The following is a 19534-nucleotide window of genomic DNA, read 5'->3' on the forward strand; positions in this document are numbered from 1 at the left end:
CCTGCCGCCCACGCGGCCCTCAGGGCCTGCGCCCGGGTGCAGGCCGCCCCGTCGACCACCCGTGCAGCTATTCGCTCACGGCCCCACAGGGGCCGGGATGATGATGGCCACGCGCCGGTTCTCCCGCCGCGCATCCTGCCCTTGGGCCATGGGCAGGGGCTTGCTGTTGCCCCAACCCCGGGTGCTGATCTGCAAAGGGTCCATGCCGGCACGCACCAGCTGCTCCGCCACCCGCTGTGCACGGCGCTCCGACAGTTGCTGGTTGTACAGCACCGGACCGGTATCGTCGGTATGCCCTTCCACCCGCACGCTCTGGATACCGACGCGCTTGAGATCCTGGGCCAGCTGGTTCACGTAATCGGCCTGCTGGCTGCCAAGCTGGTCGGTGTCCACCGCAAACAACAGCTTGCTCGGCATCATCAGGGCCCAGCTGCCTCCCTGGTCCTCGAATCCGTGGGAGCGCAGCACCTGCACCTGCTCGGGCGACAGCCCCGGCGCGGCCGGCTGCTGCACCGGGCTCTGGCACGCCGCCAGACCTATCGCCAGCCAGCAGGCGGCACTCCACTTCCATAACAAACGTCCCATACTCCCTTCCTCCATTTCCTGTGGTGTTCCACGCGGCTACGCACCGGCGCGGAAGTGCTGTTTGGCGGCATACATGGCGCCGTCGGCGGCGGCCATCAGCGCCTCCATGGTCTGCCCGTCTTCCGGGAACAGCGCCATCCCGATGCTGACCGAGGGCTGGAGCACCACGCCCCCGTCCGCCACCAGCGGAGCCTGCACCGCCTCCTGTATCTTGCGTGCCACCTGCTGCACCGCCTCCCGCGAATGCGGCTCCAGCAGCAGCACCACGAATTCATCGCCCCCCAGCCGGGCCACCAGATCGGCATCCCGCACCTGCCTCTGCGTGCGCTGGGCCACCGCCTTCAGCAGCAGGTCTCCCATGGCATGGCCATGGTTGTCGTTCACCGCCTTGAAGTGGTTCAGGTCCAGAAACAGCAGCGCCAGCCGCCCATGGGTCTGCGCGGCCTGGCGCAATGCCACCATCAGCCGCAGCTCGAAGTACACGCGGTTGAACACGCCCGTCAGCCCATCGTGGTAGGCCTTGTGCTCCAGCACCAGGTTTTCCTGCTGCAGGTGCAGCTGGCGGGCCTCCAGCTCGTCCAGCAAGGCGTTGAAGTGCTCCCCCAGTTCCCGCAGCTCGTCAATGTCCGCCAGCGGTACGCGCTGGCCCATGGCACGCTCGCGGTGCACGGCACGGGCCACCCGCCCCAGCTCCTGCAGCGGCTTGACGATGCTGCGGTGGATACGGCGCGACACGATATGCCCCACCACCACGCTGGCCGCCATGCACACCATCAGCGCCAGGCCGCCCCACAGCAGGAATGCCAGCATGCGCTGGCCGTTGCTGCTGAGCTCGACCCGGCCAATCACCACCCCACTGGCCCGCACCTCCTGCGCTGCCACTTTCAGCCCCAGCACGCGTGCCAGCTGGTGACCGCAGTTGCAGGGCAGCCAGTTGGGTGCCATCCACTGGGCAAAGACATTGCCCCGCGCGTCCCAGACCGTGGCTTCGGCCACGCCTTCGTCGCGCACCATCCGGGCCAGCGATTCCGCGGCATCCAGCTTGTCGCCGAACACCAGGGCCGGCTCCACGTTGTAGACCAGCGAGCGGGCCATCAGCTCCAGGTTGTCCTGGGTGTTGGCGCGCAGTGCCGTCAGCCCGGCCGCCAGCAGCAGCACGCTGGCCACGGCCACGGCCGTCAGGGCAATGCGGGTGTGGGTGCGGCGCAGGGCCTGGCGCAAATGCATCAGCTGCCCTCCTTGCGGCGGGCCAGACCCAGCACCCGGGGATTCACGCGCACGCCACTGCGGGCCATGGAATCCAGGTTCAGCTCGAAGCTGACGCCCTGCGGCGTGATGTCCAGACAGAACATGCCGCCCGTGGCGCAGTCGGCCGCCACCTCGCTGATCGTGAGCAGCGGCTGGCCTGCAGGCCAGGCCGCCATCAGCCGCTGCCACTGGCCGGGGCGCAGAGGGCCGGCATACACCGCATGGCAGGCGTTCAGGGGCTGTGCATCGTCCGGGCTGATGCGCCGGGTCTGCAGCCTGCGCCCGCCCGGCAGTTCCGTGCCAGCCAGCAGCACCTGGGCGTGGGCGGTTTCCCCCACCAGGCACAGCTGCACAGGGGATGGATCACCGGGCCAGCGCGTATAGCCCAGCACCCCCCAGACCGTTTGCGCCACCGCAGCGGACACCGAGGCCGCCGGCACGGTCATGCCCCGGGCATTGCCCTCCTGCGCCCCTGCGGCCACGCCGGTGCAGGCCAGCAGCGCCCCCGCCAGCAGCGGGCGCGCGGCACGCAGACGGCACGGCAAGAAGGGGGCACCCATGGTCAAGTAGGGGAAAGAGGGACAGAAAAGGGATTTGCCCATTCTCCCGTCGGCCCTGCGCCGCCGCGTCGCCACTGCGCCACAAAGCGGCGCCGTTCACATTCTTTGACCCTGAACGCCGGACGAACGGTAGCCTGGCTAGCGCACGCCGGCGCCGCGCACCTCGATCTGCACGCTGTCCAGCACCCGTCCATCCGCCGCCACCAGCTCGATGCGGTGGCGCCCCGGCCAGGGGAACCACTGCGCCTGTGCGCCCTGGCCCAGCGCGCGCCGGTTGGCAGGCACGGTCTCGCCCGCCACGCGCCAGCGCCATTGCGCCGTCTCGCGTGCCTCCCCCGCCCGGGCGCGCAGCTGCACACGCTGGCGGCTGGGCGGAATGTCCGGGTCCAGCGCCAGCACGCTGCCATCCACCGGCTGCAGAATGCGCCCGGCCCCTGCCGCCACCTGGCTGCCTGCGCCGCCCATCTGGAATTCCGCCTGGGCCGTGCCGGGCAGAAACCACTCCTGGCGCGCACTTTCGGGCGGCACGCCCGTCACCGGGTCGGCCCCGTAGCGCACGGCCTGCTGCGCCACCCCCACGGGCGGTTGCGGCGGGCGGCTGGGCTGGCGGGCGTGCAGATGCCCCATCACCTCGGCCCAGACCGGCGCCGCCCCGCTGGCACCGCTGACGCTGTGCATGGACGCGCCGCTGGCATTGCCTACCCACACGCCCACGGTGTAGCGCGCCGACCAGCCCACCACCCAGTTGTCGCGCATGTCCTTGCTGGTACCGGTCTTCACGGCGGTCCAGAAACGCGTGGCCAGCACGCTGTCCAGGCCGAAGGTCATGGCCCGCGCATTGCGGTCGGCCAGCATGTCGCCCACAACAAAGGCGGCACCGGCATCCACGGCGCGCAGCGCTGCCGGCCGTGCGGCACTGCCCCAGGCCACCGGGGTGTAGAGCCCCTGGTTGGCCAGCGCACGGTAGGCATTGGTCAGGTCCAGCAAGGTGACTTCGCTGCTGCCCAAGGCCAGGCTGTAGCCGTAGTAGCCACCGCTTTCCGGCAGGCGCAGGCCCAGGGCCTGCAGCTGTTCGAAAAACGCATCCGGCGTGACCATCACCAGCGTGCGCACCGCCGGCACGTTCAGCGACGCCCCCAGCGCCGTGCGCGCCGAGACCCAGCCCTTGAAGCTGCGGTCGTAGTTCTGCGGGATGTACAGGCCGTTGGCCGTGCGGATCTGTGCAGCGGAATCCTCGATCAACGAAGCTGCCGTCAGGCGCTTTTCCGCTATCGCCTGGGCATAGAGAAACGGCTTGAGCGTGGAGCCGGGCTGGCGCCGCGCCAGCACGCCATCCACTTCCTGGGCCTGGCTCAGGCTGCCGGAAGATCCCACCCAGGCCAGCACCTCGCCGCTGGCATTGTCCAGCACCACCACGGCGCCGTCTTCCACATTGCGGCCGGACAGCTCCAGCAGATGCTGCTTGAGGCTTTGCAGCGCCACCCGCTGCACATCGGCGCGCAGGCTGGTACGCACCGCAGCCGCCTTGCGGCTGTCCGGCACCCGCTGCAGCCACTGGCGTGCAAAGTGGGGCGCCTCGCCTTCGCTGGCCGGCCAGCGCCGCTGCTGCAGGATCTGGCTGACCTGCCATTCCAGCACCTCACAGCGGACCGTCTCGACGGGGTGCTCGCCCTGATCCGGACTTGGGTTCTGGCTGTTTTTCTGGCGTGGACGGCTGGCGGACGACTGTGCCTGCAGCATGTCGCCCCATACCCCGCAGGCACGCTGGGCCACGCGCTGGGCGCTGGCATTGGGCGCGCGCACCAGGGCAGCGGCAATGGCTGCTTCCTGCATGTCCAGCCCGTGCGGGGCCTTGCCGAACAGGCTGCGCGACAACGCATCGATGCCCACGATCTCGCCGCGAAACGGCACCAGATTCAGGTAGGCCTCCAGAATCTGGTCCTTGCGCCAGCTGCGTTCCAGCCGCTGCGCGGCCACGGCCTGGCCCAGCTTCTGGGTCACGCTGCGACCGCCGCCGCTTTGGCGCCAGTCCTCGTCCAGCAGACCGGCAAGCTGCATGGTGATGGTGCTGGCCCCGCGCGTGCGGCTGTTCCACAGATTGCCCCAAGCAGCGGCCGTGACAGCAGCCCAGTCCACACCGCTGTGGGCATAGAAACGCTGGTCTTCACTCAGCACCAGGGCCATGCGCAGTGCGGGAGAGATGTCGGCCAGCGGCGTCCAGTTTCCGCGCCGGGCCGCGCTGTCGGTGCGCAGGCGCTGCAGCGGCTCTCCGTCGCGCGAGAGGATCCAGGTCTCCGACGGGCGAAAGTCCGCGCGCACCTCGGTGTAGCTGGGCAGGGCCCAGGCGTGGCCGGCCAAGCTGCCGGCCAGGCACAGCCAGGCCGTTCGCGCAAGCAGACGCCGGGGCAGAAAGGACAACGACAAAGAAGCACGCACAACAGCTGACACAGACCACATCCACAAAGAATCCAGCCGTGGTTGTAGCAGAGCGGCGGCAGCGCAGCCGCTTCGTTCCCCGCGGACCGCCTGCACCACACCCAGCGGCGCGGCACAAAGCCCGCCGGCCATGCCGGCCTATCCCGGTGTTTGCCTGCACCATGGGCGATGATCGGCGCTTTCGCGCGCCCCCTGCGGCGGTGCGCCTGGCTACCGGAGAAACCACCACATGAGCACACCCTGCTTCACCGATGCTGCCTGGCAGCGCAATCTGCCCTTGTTCAACGCCACGCTGGCCCTGCCCTTCAACCGCGAACTGGCCGCCGGCACCTTGAGCCGCGAGCGCTTTCAGCATTACATGATCCAGGATGCGCACTACCTGGTGGCCTTTGGCCGCAGCCTGGCCGTGGCTGCCGCCAAGGCCGATGATGCCGACGGCGTGGTGCAGTTCGCCAAGGCGGCCGAAGAGGCCGTGGTCGTGGAACGCGCGCTGCATGACGGCTTCATGCGCGAATACGCGGTCAGCGCCGCGCAGTTCGAGGCCACACCGCTGTCCCCGGTCTGCCACCACTATGTGCACTACCTGCAGTCCATGGGCTGGAGCCGCAGCTACCCGGTGGCGCTGGCCGCACTGCTGCCCTGCTTCTGGATCTATGCCGAAGTGGGCCGCGCCATCCTGGCCGAAGCACGGCCGAACAATCCCTACCAGAGCTGGGTCGATACCTACGCCGGTGACGAATTCCACGCCCTGGTGGCCCGTGTGCGTGCCACCATCGACCAGCTGGCCGCCCAGGCCGATGCCCGCACGCTGGAAGCCATGCACCAGGCCTACACCGATGCGGCGCGACTGGAATGGATGTTCTGGGACAGTGCCTACCGCCTGGGTCAGTGGCCCTGCTGACGCAGAAGCCCACGCTGCACAGAAATTTTCAACCGGACTGGCCCTCTGTCCCCTGCCCGGTAGGCTGGCAGCCCGGTGTGCCTTCTCAGGCGCCCGGTGGCATGGTGTTCAGCCCAGCGTGGTGCACACCGGCTGGTGGTCCGAAAACCGGGTGACACTGTCCGTGCGCCAGCCGCGCACGGCCTCACGCAGGCTGTCGCTGACCAGCACAAAATCGCAAGCCCCCGGCTCCGGCCCCCAGGTCCGGTCGAACAGGCGAAACGTGTCAGGCTGCTGGTCGCCCGGGTGCAGCAGCGACCAGCTGTCGTGGAAAGCGGCTTCCCCCGGGGCCGCCGCCGCCACCAGTTGGGCATATTCCGCCTCGTGCGGCTCCAGATTGAAGTCGCCGCACAGCACGGCATGCGGCGTATGCACCGGCGTGGCGTAAGGCGTGGCCGCCCCGGCCGTGCCGGGCAGCGCCGCACACTGTGCCAGGGCCTCGGCATGCAGGCGGCGCAGTGCCTGCACCTGGTCGCGGCGTTGGTGGGCGCTGTGGTATTCCAGGTGCGTGGTCATCACCCGCACCAGGCCCAGCGCAGGGTCGCGCACCGTCACCACCAGGCAGCCGCGCGGCATGCTGACCACGCCGGCTTCGGCCCGCCATGGCAGGCGGTGCTGCGCCACTTCGGCCACCGGCAGGCGCGTGGCCACCAGATTGCCAAAGGCCCGGTACCGACCCTGGGCATCAAAGCCCTCGGTGGTGGCGGCAAAGCACAGCTGCCACCCCGGCAGCAGCGCACGCAGCTGCGCCACCTGGTCGCCCGGCGCACCCTGCAAGCCATCGTGGCCCACCGCCACCTCCTGCAGGCACAGCACGTCCAGAGCGCCGTGGTCGGCTCCCATCGACAGCGCGTGCTGCACGATCCGCTGCGGACTGACCACGCCGTCCAGCCCGCAGCACCATTGCACATTCCACGTCAGGATCTGCATTGCCAAGACTTTCTCAAGCCAGCGGCTTGACCGTGTTGAACCATTGCGCGCCCGCATGGGCCGATGCGGACGGACCTTCGTTGGCATAGCCTAGCGCTTCGTAGTTCGGCACCCGGTCCTGCAGGCAGGTGAGCGTGACGGTTTCGCGCTGTGCGGCGCGGGCCACGGCTTCCAGCTGTGCCAGAAGCCTGCGGCCCAGGCCCAGTCGGCGGCAGGCCGGATCCACCGCCAGCCCCAGCACCGTCTGGTGCCCGCCGGTGGCCGGGTTGGCCCCCAGCTCACGAAACAGACCATCGCGGATATAGCGCTCGTTCACCACCGGGCCGTTGACCAGACCCACCACCCGGCCATCCAGTGCGGCCACCCAGAAACTGTCGGGGATGCATTGCAGGCGCTGCGCAAAGGCGGCAGGGGTGGCCGCCTCCTGCGGCGTGAAGCAGGCGTTTTCGATGGCGATCAACCGGGGCAGATCCGCGGGCGTGGCCTGGCGCAAGACCAGGCCGGATACAGCGTTCTCAGACATGGTCCGATTGTGCGCGCAGCAACCGTCGCCTCACTTGATGCCGGCGCGCATGAAGCTCTGCACAAACTGGCGCTGGAACAGGATGAAGCCCACCAGCAGCGGTGCCGAAGTCATCAGGGTCGCGGCGGTGATGGTGGACCAGTCCACGCCCTGCTCCACGCTGGAGAACACCTGCAGCCCCACCGTCAGCGGGCGCGATTCCACGCTGTTGGTGATGATCAGCGGCCACAGGAAGTTGTTCCAGTGGAAGCTGACCGACACCAGTGCGAAGGCGGTGTAGACCGGCTTGGCCAGGGGCACATAGACGCGCCACAGAATCTGCAGGGTGCTGGCACCTTCCACGCGTGCCGCCTCGTCCAGCTCCTTGGGAATGCCCATGAAGGTCTGGCGCAGCAGGAAGATGGCGAAGGCCGATGCGAAGTACGGCAGGCCGATGGCCAGCAGCGTATCGACCAGGCCCAGCCTGGCCATGGTCTGGTAGTTTTCCACCAGCAGGATGTCCGGCATGATCATCAGCTGCACCAGCACCAGCGCAAACGCAATGTTCTTGCCCCGGAAGTCATAGCGCGCAAAGGCGAACGCCGCCAGGGTGGACAGCACCAGCTGCGCAAGCAGGATGATGGTGACGAGCAGCGTGGTGTTCAGAAAATAGCGTGCAAACGGAGCAGCCTCCCAGGCGTGGCGGAAGTTCTGCAGGGTCCACGGCGCTGTCAGATCGAAGCGGGTGGCGTATTCGCTGGGGTGGAAAGCCGTCCACACCGCATAGGCCAGCGGCAGGATCCAGCACAGGGCCAGCAGCCAGGCGGCCAGCGTGTCGAACCAGGTGTGGCGGTAGATCACCGCAGGTGCGTGGGTGCGGTTCATTTGTAGTGCACCTTCTTGTCCAGCACAAAGAACTGGAACAGCGCCACGCCGGCCAGCACCACGACCAGCACCACCGTGATGGCGGCCGCATAGGCCGTATCCCAGAATTTGAAGCCCACCTCGTACAGGTGGTACAGCAGCAAGGTGGTGGCGTTGTCCGGCCCGCCGCGGGTGAGGATGAACACATGGTCCACCAGGCGGAAGGCGTTGATGACGGCGTTGACCAGCACGAACAGGGTGGTGGGCATCAGCAGCGGCCACTGCACGCGGCGGAAGAAATACCAGCGCGAGGCACCTTCGATGGCCGCCGCTTCCTCGAGGCTGGGATTCAGCGTCTGCAGCGCCGCCAGATAGAAGATCATGAAGAAGCCGGCTTCCTTCCACACGGCCACCAGGGTGATGGCGCCCAGTGCGGTCGAGGGACTGCCCAGCCAGTTGTGCGACGGCAGCCCCAGGGCGCCCGTCACCTGCTCCAGCAGGCCGTACTGCGGCGTGTAGAAGAACAGCCAGATGTTGGCCACAGCAATCATGGGCAGCACCGTGGGCGTGAAATAGGCCATGCGGATGAAGGTGCGGCCCGTAATGCGTTCGTTGACCCACACCGCCATCAGCAGCGCCAGGCCGATTGATGCCGGAATGGTGGCCGCCGCAAACCACAGGTTGTTGCGCACGGCCTGCCAGAACACCGGGTCATCCACCATGGTCTCGTAGTTCTCCAGCCCCACCCACACCGCCGCGCGCACGCCCTTGGGGGTGGAATAGAAGCTGTCGATCAAGGTGGCCACGGCCGGCCAGTGGGTGAACGTGACCAGCAACACCAGCGCAGGCAGCAGCAGCAACCAGGCATGGATGCTGCGCTGACCGGACCCGGCGATGGAAGAAGAAGCACTCATTCCCGAAATTTCTCTGTTTGCAATCCCGCATCACCACCACGCCGGGTGGCAGTGCCTGTCCGAAGACATGGCGCCCGGCTGGGCTGCCGCAGTGCGGCCGACCATCCGGGCCAAGGCATCCCAGGCCTTGTCAGGCCTGGCGGTGACACCGCTTACTTGTACGAACGCAGAATGCGATCGGCTTCCTTCTGCGCATCCTTCATGGCCTGTGCCGAAGTCTTGGTGCCGTTCAGCGCCGCCTGCACCGCATCGTTGAGCACCTTGGTCACACGCTGGTTGTCGTGGGTGGAGAACTCCGCCACCGACACCGGCAGCTGGTCACGTGCCACCAGGGCCTGGGGGAAATCCTGGCCGTATTTCTTCAGCGTGGGGGTGTCGTACGCGGCCGCCGAGACAGCCACATAGCCGCTGTCCATGCTCCACTGGGCCGCACGCTCGGGCTGGGTCACCCACTTGGCGAACTCGAACGCCGCCTGCTGCTGCTCCTTGGGCGCCTTCTTGAAGATGTAGAAGTTGCCGCCCCCGGTGGGCGAGCCCTTGCGCACATTGCCCGCGATCTGGCCCACGCCAAAGTCGAACTTGGCATTGGCCTTCAGATTGGTCAGATTGCCGGTGGTGGTGACGATGATGGCGGCCTTCTTTTCCATGAAATCCTTGGGGGTGGTGCCCCACTCCACCACACCCTTGGGGTGCACGCCGTCCTTGGTCAGGTTGACCCAGAAGTCCAGCGCCTCGATCACCTTGGGGTGGTCGAACGTGACCTTGGTGCCGCCCTCATTGGCCAGCAGCACGCCATTGGGCGTGGTCAGCGTCTGCAACATCCAGTAGGCAAAGCCGGTCGACGGAATCTGGATGCCGTACTGCGTGACATTGCCGTTGGCATCTTTCTTGGTCAGCTTCTTGGCCGCTTCGCTCAGTTCCTTCCAGGTTGCGGGGGCCTTGCTCGGGTCGAGGCCGGCTTCCTTGAACGCTTCCTTGTTGTAGTACATCACCACGGTGGAGCGCTGGAACGGCACCCCCCAGGTCTTGCCTCCGGTCTGGCTGTTGGCCATGAATGCGGGGTAGAAGCCCTTGAGCCAGGCCTTGTCGGCATCGGTCTTCACAAAGTCGTCGATGGGGGCGATGGCGTCTTCGTCGATCAGCGTGAACATGTCGGTGGACAGCAGCACCGAGGTGGCCGGCGCCTTGCCCGACTTGTTGGCTGTCAGCGCCTTGACGATGGTCTCCTGGTAGGTGCCCGCGTAGATGGGCGTGACCTTGTACTGCGGGTGGGCCTTGTTGAAGTCGGCGGCGTAACCGTCGATCACCTTGGTGATGGGGCCGCCCACGGCCACAGGGTAGTAGAACGGCACTTCCAGCGGGTCGGCGGCCTGGGCGGTGGGCGCACTCAGGCCCAGCATGGCGGCCGTGGTGGCCAGAATGGATTTCAAAAAGGTGCTGCGTTGCATGGAAACTCCTGCTGCGCCAAAGCGCGATTCAAACGTGAGGAAGGGAGAGTGGAAACCGACGTCAACCGCAGGCGATGCGCTGGCCCTGGGCGTCAAAGAAATGCATGTCCTGGGGCTGCCAGGCCAGGTGTGCGGCAGCGCCCACCGCAGCCTGCTGGTGGCCGGGGGCACGCACCATAATCGGTTCGCTGCCAATCGCGCAGCGCAGCACCACATCGGCGCCCAGGTATTCCTGGCCGGTCACGCCGGCCGGCACCCCGGCGGCATCGGTGCAATGCACCGCCTCGGGCCGCAGGCCCAGCCAGGCGGCGCCCGCCGGAGCGGGCAGGCGCACCTCGCTGCCGGCGATGGCACCGTCCTGCAGCTGGAGCAGGTTCATCGCCGGCGTGCCGATGAAGCGCGCCGCAAACGTGGTCGCTGGCTGTGCATACAGGGTGCGCGGTGCCGCGCACTGCTCCACCTTGCCCTGGTGCAGCAACACCACCTGGTCGGCCATGCTCATGGCTTCGGCCTGGTCGTGTGTCACGTACACCACCGTCAGGCCCAGGCGCTGCTGCAGCTCGCGCAGCTCCGCGCGCATTTCCTGGCGCAGCTGGGCGTCCAGGTTGGACAGCGGTTCGTCCATCAGACACACATGGGCCTGGGCCACCAGGGCGCGGCCCAGCGCCACGCGCTGCTGCTGACCGCCCGAGAGCTGACCCGGCTTGCGGTCCAGCAGCTGCGACAGCCCCAGCAGGTCGGCCGCCTCTTTCAAACGCTGGTCGGCCTCGGCCTTGGGCACCTTGCGCACCGACAGGCCGAAGCCGATGTTCTCCGCCACGCTCAGGTGCGGAAACAGCGCATAGTTCTGGAACACCATGGCGATGCCGCGGGCGGCTGGCGGCAGATCGGTCACGTCCTTGCCGCCAATCTTCACCCGCCCGGAGGTGGCGGACTCCAGGCCCGCAATGATGCGCAAGGTGGTGGATTTGCCGCAGCCCGAAGGGCCGAGCAGCACACAGAACGATCCCGCAGGAATCTGCAGATCCATCGCCCGCAGCGCCGTGGTGTCTCCCCACGATTTGGCGATGGCTTCCAGTTGAATGGTTGACATGCACCCAGTCTAGAAACGACTTGTGTCAACGTCATGACGGGATAAACCCCCTGTTGTCGATGGCTGGCATGACAGCGTCATGACACCCCGACACCGCCTGCGCCATTGGGCGGCCTCCCCGGGCACGGCACAGGGGTATGCCTAGGAAGGCAAAGCGCCTCGGCATATGCGCCGGCGCATCCTGTTGCTGCGGCCGCCCGTCACGGCCGCGGCATGCAGGCTCAGTCCGGACGGATGGGCGTCTTGGCGTCCTTGCCCACCACCGTGGTCCAGGGCTTGATCACATGGCGGGCCACCAGGCCGTTCACGTAGTAGGGATCGCCCTGCACAAAGGCCTCGATGGGGGCCGCGCTGTCGCAGTCGAAGACAAACACCGCGCTGTCCGGCGGATCGCCGGCGGCACCGGCCAGCAGCAGCTCGCCCCGCTCCTGTGCCTGCCAGGCCTTGGCAATGTGCGCATTGCGGTAGGTGCCACGGCGCTCCAGGTAGTCAGCGGTGTATTCGTAGGTCAGCAGGTAGTGCATGGAAAGTCTCCTCCAGAAGTGCAGGCAGGCCACGCCAGCCAGGTGGCCCGATAAAAAAGCGCCGCACCCGAAAAATCGCAGTGCGGCGCCGGCCGGTTGATTGTCCACGCAGCGGGCATCTGCCGACACCTGCTGCGCAGACTGCGTGCTCAGGGCTTGCCCTGAAGCACCTGCATGCTGGCGTTGGGCGCTTCGCCAAACACCTCCGGGGCATACAGCGCCTCGGCCCGGGTGGGCGGCAGGGCGAAGGTGCCCGCGTTGTTCAGGCGCATGGTGTACTCCACCACCGACTTGCCCTTGGGCAGGTAGGCGTAGTAGGCACGGAAGGCGTTGTGCGCCCGTTCCTCGTACGCCGGCCATGCCCCTTCCGGCGCCTTCTGGTCCCGCACCGCCACTTCGGAGTCACGGCCCAGGCCGCTGCCCAGGATCGTGGCCCCGCCGGGGATGGGGTCGCTCAGCGCCACCCAGGTCATGTCGGCGCCGGCGTCGACCTCCAGCCGCACCCGCAGCACATCGCCGCGCTGGTACTTGCCAGCGGCAACGCCTTCGGCCTGCTGCACCGGGGTGATGGTCTTGCGCACCGCATAGCCGGCATTGAAGGCCTCCTTGCGCGGCACCGCAGCCAGCGACTGCAGCGTGACCCAGGGCTTGCCTGCACCGTGGTGGGTGATGCGCAGCTCGCCCGAACGGCGCTCGCCCCAGGGCATGTAGATGCGCTGCGGCGTCTGCGGGTCTTGCTGCACCGCACCAGCCAGTGCGGCCGTCAGGGACTCCAGCGCTGCGCCATCCTGCGCGCCGGCTTCCCCCTTGGACAGGGGCTTCACATCCTTCCAGTCGACATTCACCGACTGCGCGCCCAGCACCGTGGTGGTGGTGCCGGCCACGGGCGTGTTCTCGAACTTGCGCGAAAACTGGCGCAGCGCCAGCCCGCCCCAGACGTTGGCCGTGGTGGTGGACCAGGCGCCGCCCTTCTGCCGCGCCAGAAGACCGGCCACCATGCGTGGCACTTCCGAAGCCCAGCTGGCATCGCCCATGGTGGCCAGCAGCAGGCGGGCCGCATTGCTGTCCGTATCCTGCATCAGCCACCACCAGCGGTCCTGGTCCTCGGTGCTGAAGGCCAGCTGGCTGCCGTGGTAACTCAGGCGGTTGCGCAGCTGCTGCTGCGCCTCGGCCAGGCGCTCCTCACGCTGGGGCACATCCGGCATTTTCTGCAGCACCGTGATCCAGTCGATCAGCGAGTGCGTGGGCCACTGCACAGGGGTGATGTCGATGCTGCCCAGCATGCGCGCCTGGGCCTTGCCGCCGCGCGCCAGCGCGGCGATGGCGGCCAGCTTGCGCTCCTGCAGATCCTGGCGCGGGCTCCAGAACTTGCGTTGCAGGCGGCCTTCCACAAAGGCGATCAGGCCGGATTCCATCTGCGCCCGCTGCGCCGGTGGAATGGCGAACGCCGGGTCCAGCTCGGCCGCCACGCTGGCCACGGCCAGCAGGTGGGCCGTCAAGGTGTCACTGCCCTGGGCGCGCTGACCATCCTGCACCGGGAAGTACAGGGCCAGTCCGTCACCGTCCAGGTAGGTGGGCAGGCTGTCCATGGTGCTGCGCCACAGATCGGCATTCTTCAGGCCGATGGCACGGCTGCTGGTCTGCTCCAGGCAGCTATACGGGTAGCGTTCCCACCAGGCGCGCACGCCGGGCAGGCCATCCGGTCCGCCCGCCAGCTGCGCACTGAAGTCCAGGCGCATGCCGCCGCGGCCCGGCACGGCATTGGCCGGCAGGCTGACCTGCTGGCTCCACGGGCCGTCCAACTGCTGCAGCACCGATTGCTGCACCGCCAGCGGCACGGCAGCTTCCACGCGCTGGCTGATCTTGAGCGTATCGCTGGCGCCGCTGGTCTTGTCCTTGGCCGCCACCTCCCACATCAGCTGCTGGGTACGGGTCTGGCCCAGTGCGGCCGGCACGGTCACGTCCCAGGCCACTTCGCGCGAGGCGCCGGCCGGAATCTCCACCGTCTGGGGCTTGAGATCCAGCCAGGTGGCGCGCGGCGACAGTTCCACCTGCATCGCCGCCTTGGTGGTGTTGCGCAGCGTGAGCTGGGCGCGGAACTGGTCGCCTTCGCGCACCAGCGGCGGCAGGCCGCTGACGATCTGCAGATCCTGCGTGGTGCGGATGGAGGCTTCGCCCGTGCCGAACCACTGCACGCCGTCATCGGCCACCGCAGCAATGCGGAAGGCCGTGAGCGCATCGTTGAGCGGCACATTCACCGTGGCCTTGCCCTGGGCGTCCAGCACCACGCGCGGGTTCCACAGCAGCAGCGTGTCCAGCAGCTCGCGGGTGGGTGCACGCCCACCGCCGCCGCCGGCCGGCACGGCCTTGCGGCCATAGTGGCGCCGGCCGATGATTTCCATCTGCGCCGTCGCTGTCTGCACGCCCCAGCTGCGGCGTTGCCACAGCGCATCGCGCAGCTGCCAGCTGGTGTTGGGCATCAGCTCCAGCAGCGCCTGGTCCACCGCGGCCAGTGCCACCTCGGCACCGGCGGCCGGCTTGCCATCGGGCTGGCGGACTTCGATGGTCACGCGGGCCGTGTCGCGGATGCGGTAGCTGGATTTTTCCGGCGTCACCGTCACCTGCAGCGTCTGCCCCTTCTGGCCCACCTGCAGCTCGGCCATGCCCAGCCGGTATGCCGGCTTGGACAGGTCCACCAGTGCCGTGGGCGCCGCGTACTGCTTGCCGTCATGCCAGAAGGCCTGCCACCAGGCGCGGGGCGACTTGTAACCCCAGGTGAAGAAGCTGTACCACGGCACCTCCACCAAGCGGCCGCGCAGCGCCATCACGCTGACATACACGTTCGGGCCCCATTCCTTTTGCACTGGCACATCCACCGTCGGGTTGTCGCCGCGCAGTTCCACCACGCGGGCGTCCAGAATGCCTTCGCGCTCCACCGTCACCAGGGCCGTGGCATGGCGGAATGGCATGCGCACCTGCAGGCGGGCGGTTTCACCCGGCTCGTAGCTGCGTTTTTCCGGCAGCAGGTCCATGCGGTCGTGGTCCTGGCCACCAAACCACAGCTCGCCCTGGCGCGTGATCCACACACTGGTGGCGGCCTGCACGGGATGGCCCTTGTCGTCCTTGGCGGTGGCAATCAGCTCCACCTGGCCGGATTGCTCCAGCTTGGTGTTGCACAGCAGCAGGCCGCGGCTGTCGCTGGTGCCGCTGCAGACCTCGCCCAGGTCCTTGCTGCTTTCCTGGTTGTCGTAGGTGTAAAAGCCCCCCACCATGCGCTTGCGCGCCGAAGTGGTGGTGTGCAGCATGGCCTTGACCGACAGTGCCACGCCCGCCTTGGGCTGGCCGTCCAGCCCCAGCGCCAGCGCCTGGAACCGCACCTGCTGGCCGGCTGCGGCCCAGCCTTCGGCACGCACGCCAGTCGCCACAGCCGAGGGCCAGAGCGTGTGAGTGCTGCGCAGGGTCTGGATTTCTCCGCTGGGGTCGGCATAGGTGGCTTCCAGCACCAGGTCCTGCGGCTGCTCGGAGGGCGGCAGCGCGTCGATCACCACCTGACCCTGGCCCTTGGCGTCCAGCTTCAGGGCGGCACGGTCCAGCACGATGCGGTTGCTCTCGCGCGGCGCCTCATCGTCCAGCCCTTCGCCCTGCTCGCTGCGCTGCGACTGCGGCGGACCAAAGCTGTAATCGTCCCAGCCCTTGAAGCTGGTCGAACGCGAACGCACCATGGCTGTCACCTGCACCGGCAGGTTGGCTGCGGCGCCGCCGTTCACATAATCCAGGCGCACGGCCACCGCCAGCTTGCCCGGGCGCACCAGTGGCCCCTTGTCCACCGGGGCCACCTGGCCTTGCAGCACCGGCAGGCGGAAGGCTTCCACGCGGAAGCTGCCGGACTGCAGGCTGCGGCCCCCCGGCAGGCGCAGTTCCACGTCGTACTGGCCCAGCTTGGCGGCGCGCGGCACGGCAAAGCTGGCTTCCGCACTCTTGCCCCCGGTCGCCGTAGTGCGCCACTGCAGCGCCTGCTGGAACTGCTGGCCGCTGCCAATGTGGGTGATGATGGCTTCCTGCGGCCACTGCTGCGGCAGGCCCAGGCCGGTCAGCGTCTGCTGGCGCAGGAAATGCTTCATGGACACGGTTTCACCGGCGCGCACCAGCATGCGGTCCATCACCGTGTGGGCCACAAGCTGGCTTTCGCCAGACCAGGCCACGGGCACATTGAAGCGCCAGGGCTCGATCCCCTTTTGCCAGTCGCTCCAGGTGAAAGCCATATCGGCCACGCCGGCCTGCGTGGCGCGGGCGCTCACAAAATAGGAGCCACTGTTGCGACCCGTGCGGCAGCGCGGCGCTTCACCGGCCAGTTCCGGCAGGCGCAGCACGCCCTGGGCATCGGTTTCCCCCTGGGTCACCGGCTTGCCTGCGCAATCCGACACCTGCACCTGGGCCCCGGCCACCGGCTTGCCCTTGTCCAGCGAGGTCACCCAGACCATGGAGCCTTCGTGCCCCAGCTTGAAGTGCACCGCCAGGTTGGTGACCAGTGCGGCGGTGCGCACATACATCTTGCGCTGCGCACCATAGCGCTCATCCAGCAAGGCCGCGCCCAGGCGGGGCGAAGCGATTTCCACCACATGGAAACCCGGCTGCAGCGGAATGCCCACCACCTCGAACGGGCGCGGGTCGTCCTTGCTGCCGGCAGGCAGCTGCATCTGCTGCACGCCGTCCCGCCCCTGCAGCAGCGACAGCTGGCGCGTGGCCACATAGTTCTGGTTGTCCGGGTCGATCACCGGCGGCAGGGTCTTCACGTCCTTGCGGGCCTCGGTACGGGACACGCTGTTCTCGTGGTAGTTCTGCACCTTGTCGAGCCAGCGGATGATGTCGGCATCGCTTTGCAGCTGCAGGGTGCTGACCTGGGAATTGGCGCTGGCCTCCACCTTGCGCAGGGTCACCGGCAGCAGCGCCGGCCCGTCCGGACCTTCGGCAAAGCGCTCGACAATGCCGAACGGCGCCGCGGCGAACTTGGCCAGCGGCGGGGTGTCGCCGGTCTTGATCGCCAGCGGGAACATGGCCGCGTTGCGCAGCGGCCGGCCGGCATCGTCCTTCAGGTCCTTGGGCAGTTCCAGCTGGTAGCCGGTCAGGGGCTTGAGACCCCCTTCAAAGCGCAGCTCACGCACGTCGCCGCTGCCCTCGTCCAGCACGGGCTTGAGGTTGTCGCCACCGCCCACCAGGCGGATCTCCTGCGCCTTGCTGCGCGGCACGGGAGCGCTGAACTGCAGGTAGACCGGGCGGATCGGCAGGCAGCCGGCCTGTGCGTTTTCGCGCTCGCAGCGCATTTCGGCCGCAAAGGCCTCGCGCACCGTGAAGTCAAAACGTTTTTCCTCCCGGTTGGCCACGCCTTGCGGGCCGGCGACGCCCTTGCCATACACCAGTTGCACGGCGGTGCCGGCCGTCAGGCGCCGGTTGCAGGCCAGCACGGCGAACTGGTCCGGTGATTTTTTCAGCAGCTCCTGGTCCCAGACCTGGGTCTTGAGCACCGCGTCGCGCTCCTTGCCGCCGATCCAGCGCACCGGAATGCGTTCGCCCACGCCTTCGGCCTGGCAATAGACATGCTCCTGCAGGCTTTGCTGGGTGGCCGGGCCGCTGAGCTGCAGCAGGAAGAACTGTTCCTCATCGATGGCCACCCAGCCACGCGGCCAGATGTGGCGCACAAAAGGCCCTGCCGTTTCGAACTGGTAGCGCTTGGTGCTGGTCAGCGTGGCGCCGGACACCGCCTTGAAGGCTTTTTTCGGTGTCACCGTGCAACGGGTGCCGGGGGGCAGCGGGCTGTTCCACTGCCAGACCCACTCACGGGCATTGTTCCAGCGACCGCTGCCGCCGGGCAGCTGCTCGGGTGCGCAGCTGAAGTCCACCGGTGCCGGCCCCTCGGCCGAGCCCAGTGCCACGGCGTCGGCATCCAGCCGCACCACCAGTTGGCGAATCTCTGCCACCTGCCCTTGGGGGGTGACGTTCTGTATGTCCAATGCCCATGTCTGCCCGGCCCCCAACAAGGCGGCTGCGGCAGCCCATTTGTGCATGCGCTTCATGCGGTCTCCTCTTGCGAAGCAACGAGGGTACCAAAGGGCTGCAACTTCCCCCAGGGCGTGCAGCAGCCGTTTCAAGCTGAAACAAATCGGACAAAACGCACATGGCAGGCGCCATCCGGCAGGCAGCGCGCTGGCGTGTCCTGCTTTCCGTCCAGGGAATGGCCCACGGCGGCCACCCGGCACCGGTGCGCCACAGGCACCACGAGCTGGCGCTTACTGCGGCTGAAAGCCGCTCTTGCGGATGATGGCCTTCCAGGCGGCGGTATAGGCCTGCTCACGGCGCTGCAGCTGCTGCGGGTTCATGGGCTCCACCGTCAGCCCCAGCTGTTCGAGCTGGCTGCGGATCTGCGGACGCGCTACCACCTGGGCCAGCGCCTGGGCAAAACGTTGTGTAAACGCTGCGGACGTGCCCTTGGGTGCATAGAAACCGTAGTAGGGCATGTCCTCGAAGCCCGCCAGACCCAGCTCGCCCAAGGTGGGCACCTGGGGAAACGCCTTTTGCCGGTGTGCCCCCAGCACGGCCAGCACGTGCAGCTTGCCGCTCTTGTGGTACTCGACAAAATCCTGCACCGAGCCAATGCCGGCTTCGATCTGCCGGCCCAGCAGATCGCCGATCATCGGTGCGCTGCCCTTGTAGGGCGCCGCCACCAGATCCAGCTGGTAGTGCCTGGCCAGCAGTTGCACCAGAAACTCCGGGGTCGATGCCGGCGCCGGAATCCCCACCGCACTGCGCCCCTGGGCAGCATTGCGCACCCAGTCCACATACTCGGCCAGGCTGTGTGCCGGGTGCTGGCCGGACACGGCCAGGCAGTTCACGAACGAGGCAAAACCGCCGACCGGCACAAAGTCCTGTGCCGGATCAAAGCCCGGCTGGCGCACCACCTGCGGCAGGATGGAGATGGTGTGGTCGTGCGTCAGAAACACCGTCGTGCCATCGGGCTGGGCCGCCTTGAGCTGCTGGGCGGCAATCTGCCCGCCCGCGCCGGGGCGGTTGTCCACGATCACGGGCACCGCCAGCAGCTCCGACAGCGGCTCCTGCAGCAGGCGCGCAATCACGTCGCTGCCGCCGCCCGGCGGAAAACCCACCAGAATGCGCAGTGGCCGGCCGCCCTTGGCCCAGACCCCGCCGGACCCGCTGGCTGCAGCCAGAACCGCGGCCTGTGCAGCGGAGTGGACCAGGAATCGGCGGCGGGAAGAGAGGGTCACAACTTGCTCCGAAGGCAGAAAAAAGAAGAAGCCATACACGGCCATCTGCGAGCGTATCGGTCGGATGCCCGAAAAAAATCCAGAGACACCCTGTTTTGCGATGCCACGCATCATTAATCGCGAAACCATCCTTCTGCCCCTGCGCCGATCCCATAAAAAAAGGGACGCCCAAGGCGTCCCTTTTTAATGTGCGCAGACAGGGGTCTTGCCGAC

The 19534-nt window shown here is 67.7% G+C and carries 14 protein-coding genes; 1 reads left to right on the top strand and 13 read right to left on the bottom strand.

Annotated elements, in window-relative coordinates; all coding sequences use genetic code 11:
- Positions 1 to 75: 75 nt before the first annotated feature.
- The 4 genes from yfiB to pbpC form a co-directional block, all read right to left on the bottom strand.
- Positions 76 to 585, bottom strand: a complete 510-nt coding sequence (gene yfiB, locus CT3_RS17420; RefSeq protein ID WP_172591773.1) for an outer membrane lipoprotein YfiB — start codon at positions 583 to 585, stop codon at positions 76 to 78.
- A gap of 36 nt (positions 586 to 621) precedes the next feature.
- Positions 622 to 1812 carry a diguanylate cyclase DgcN/YfiN gene (dgcN, locus tag CT3_RS17425; RefSeq protein WP_066537221.1) on the bottom strand — a complete coding sequence of 397 codons (1191 nt, stop codon included), beginning with the start codon at positions 1810 to 1812 and terminating at the stop codon, positions 622 to 624.
- Positions 1812 to 2393: a regulatory sequestration protein YfiR gene (gene yfiR, locus CT3_RS17430; RefSeq protein WP_083520441.1), complete on the bottom strand. Its 582-nt coding sequence runs from the start codon at positions 2391 to 2393 to the stop codon at positions 1812 to 1814. Before yfiR ends, dgcN begins: the two co-directional genes overlap by 1 nt.
- A gap of 138 nt (positions 2394 to 2531) precedes the next feature.
- Positions 2532 to 4850, bottom strand: a complete 2319-nt coding sequence (gene pbpC / locus CT3_RS17435; protein ID WP_172591772.1) for a penicillin-binding protein 1C — start codon at positions 4848 to 4850, stop codon at positions 2532 to 2534.
- 208 nt (positions 4851 to 5058) lie between these two features.
- Here pbpC and tenA point away from each other — a divergent pair, with 208 nt between their 5' ends.
- Positions 5059 to 5730, top strand: a complete 672-nt coding sequence (gene tenA, locus CT3_RS17440; RefSeq protein ID WP_066537224.1) for a thiaminase II — start codon at positions 5059 to 5061, stop codon at positions 5728 to 5730.
- Between the two features lie 108 nt (positions 5731 to 5838).
- Here tenA and CT3_RS17445 read toward each other — a convergent pair whose 3' ends face one another.
- From CT3_RS17445 to CT3_RS17485, 9 genes are all read right to left on the bottom strand, one after another.
- The gene (locus CT3_RS17445) at positions 5839 to 6699 is read right to left on the bottom strand and encodes an endonuclease/exonuclease/phosphatase family protein (RefSeq protein WP_066537227.1); all 861 of its coding nucleotides are present in this window, start codon (positions 6697 to 6699) and stop codon (positions 5839 to 5841) included.
- 13 nt (positions 6700 to 6712) lie between these two features.
- Entirely contained in the window at positions 6713 to 7222 is a 510-nt protein-coding gene (locus tag CT3_RS17450) for a GNAT family N-acetyltransferase (RefSeq protein WP_066537230.1), read from the bottom strand.
- 30 nt (positions 7223 to 7252) lie between these two features.
- Positions 7253 to 8086, bottom strand: a complete 834-nt coding sequence (locus CT3_RS17455) for a carbohydrate ABC transporter permease (protein ID WP_066537233.1) — start codon at positions 8084 to 8086, stop codon at positions 7253 to 7255.
- Positions 8083 to 8979, bottom strand: a complete 897-nt coding sequence (locus CT3_RS17460) for a carbohydrate ABC transporter permease (protein ID WP_066537235.1) — start codon at positions 8977 to 8979, stop codon at positions 8083 to 8085. The genes CT3_RS17455 and CT3_RS17460 overlap by 4 nt, the downstream gene beginning before the upstream one ends.
- A 152-nt stretch (positions 8980 to 9131) precedes the next feature.
- The gene (locus CT3_RS17465) at positions 9132 to 10427 is read right to left on the bottom strand and encodes an ABC transporter substrate-binding protein (protein ID WP_066537238.1); all 1296 of its coding nucleotides are present in this window, start codon (positions 10425 to 10427) and stop codon (positions 9132 to 9134) included.
- 61 nt (positions 10428 to 10488) lie between these two features.
- Positions 10489 to 11520, bottom strand: coding sequence for an ABC transporter ATP-binding protein (locus CT3_RS17470; RefSeq protein ID WP_066537247.1), 1032 nt, complete (start codon positions 11518 to 11520; stop codon positions 10489 to 10491).
- A 221-nt stretch (positions 11521 to 11741) separates the two neighbouring features.
- Entirely contained in the window at positions 11742 to 12044 is a 303-nt protein-coding gene (locus CT3_RS17475) for a YciI-like protein (RefSeq protein WP_066537251.1), read from the bottom strand.
- A 149-nt stretch (positions 12045 to 12193) separates the two neighbouring features.
- Entirely contained in the window at positions 12194 to 18106 is a 5913-nt protein-coding gene (locus CT3_RS17480; RefSeq protein WP_066537478.1) for an alpha-2-macroglobulin family protein, read from the bottom strand.
- A gap of 222 nt (positions 18107 to 18328) precedes the next feature.
- Positions 18329 to 19366, bottom strand: a complete 1038-nt coding sequence (locus CT3_RS17485) for a Bug family tripartite tricarboxylate transporter substrate binding protein (protein ID WP_066537255.1) — start codon at positions 19364 to 19366, stop codon at positions 18329 to 18331.
- Between the last annotated feature and the right edge of the window lie 168 nt (positions 19367 to 19534).

Source organism: Comamonas terrigena NBRC 13299 (assembly GCF_006740045.1).
Classification (GTDB): Bacteria; Pseudomonadota; Gammaproteobacteria; order Burkholderiales; family Burkholderiaceae_C; genus Comamonas; species Comamonas terrigena.

What these genes read in the sequence shown, in the direction of transcription:
- yfiB (WP_172591773.1), bottom strand. Translation starts at nt 585, where the DNA reads ATGGGACGTTTGTTATGGAAGTGGAGTGCCGCCTGCTGGCTGGCGATA.
- dgcN (WP_066537221.1), bottom strand. Translation starts at nt 1,812, where the DNA reads ATGCATTTGCGCCAGGCCCTGCGCCGCACCCACACCCGCATTGCCCTG.
- yfiR (WP_083520441.1), bottom strand. Translation starts at nt 2,393, where the DNA reads ATGGGTGCCCCCTTCTTGCCGTGCCGTCTGCGTGCCGCGCGCCCGCTG.
- pbpC (WP_172591772.1), bottom strand. Translation starts at nt 4,850, where the DNA reads ATGTGGTCTGTGTCAGCTGTTGTGCGTGCTTCTTTGTCGTTGTCCTTT.
- tenA (WP_066537224.1), top strand. Translation starts at nt 5,059, where the DNA reads ATGAGCACACCCTGCTTCACCGATGCTGCCTGGCAGCGCAATCTGCCC.
- CT3_RS17445 (WP_066537227.1), bottom strand. Translation starts at nt 6,699, where the DNA reads ATGCAGATCCTGACGTGGAATGTGCAATGGTGCTGCGGGCTGGACGGC.
- CT3_RS17450 (WP_066537230.1), bottom strand. Translation starts at nt 7,222, where the DNA reads ATGTCTGAGAACGCTGTATCCGGCCTGGTCTTGCGCCAGGCCACGCCC.
- CT3_RS17455 (WP_066537233.1), bottom strand. Translation starts at nt 8,086, where the DNA reads ATGAACCGCACCCACGCACCTGCGGTGATCTACCGCCACACCTGGTTC.
- CT3_RS17460 (WP_066537235.1), bottom strand. Translation starts at nt 8,979, where the DNA reads ATGAGTGCTTCTTCTTCCATCGCCGGGTCCGGTCAGCGCAGCATCCAT.
- CT3_RS17465 (WP_066537238.1), bottom strand. Translation starts at nt 10,427, where the DNA reads ATGCAACGCAGCACCTTTTTGAAATCCATTCTGGCCACCACGGCCGCC.
- CT3_RS17470 (WP_066537247.1), bottom strand. Translation starts at nt 11,520, where the DNA reads ATGTCAACCATTCAACTGGAAGCCATCGCCAAATCGTGGGGAGACACC.
- CT3_RS17475 (WP_066537251.1), bottom strand. Translation starts at nt 12,044, where the DNA reads ATGCACTACCTGCTGACCTACGAATACACCGCTGACTACCTGGAGCGC.
- CT3_RS17480 (WP_066537478.1), bottom strand. Translation starts at nt 18,106, where the DNA reads ATGCACAAATGGGCTGCCGCAGCCGCCTTGTTGGGGGCCGGGCAGACA.
- CT3_RS17485 (WP_066537255.1), bottom strand. Translation starts at nt 19,366, where the DNA reads ATGGCCGTGTATGGCTTCTTCTTTTTTCTGCCTTCGGAGCAAGTTGTG.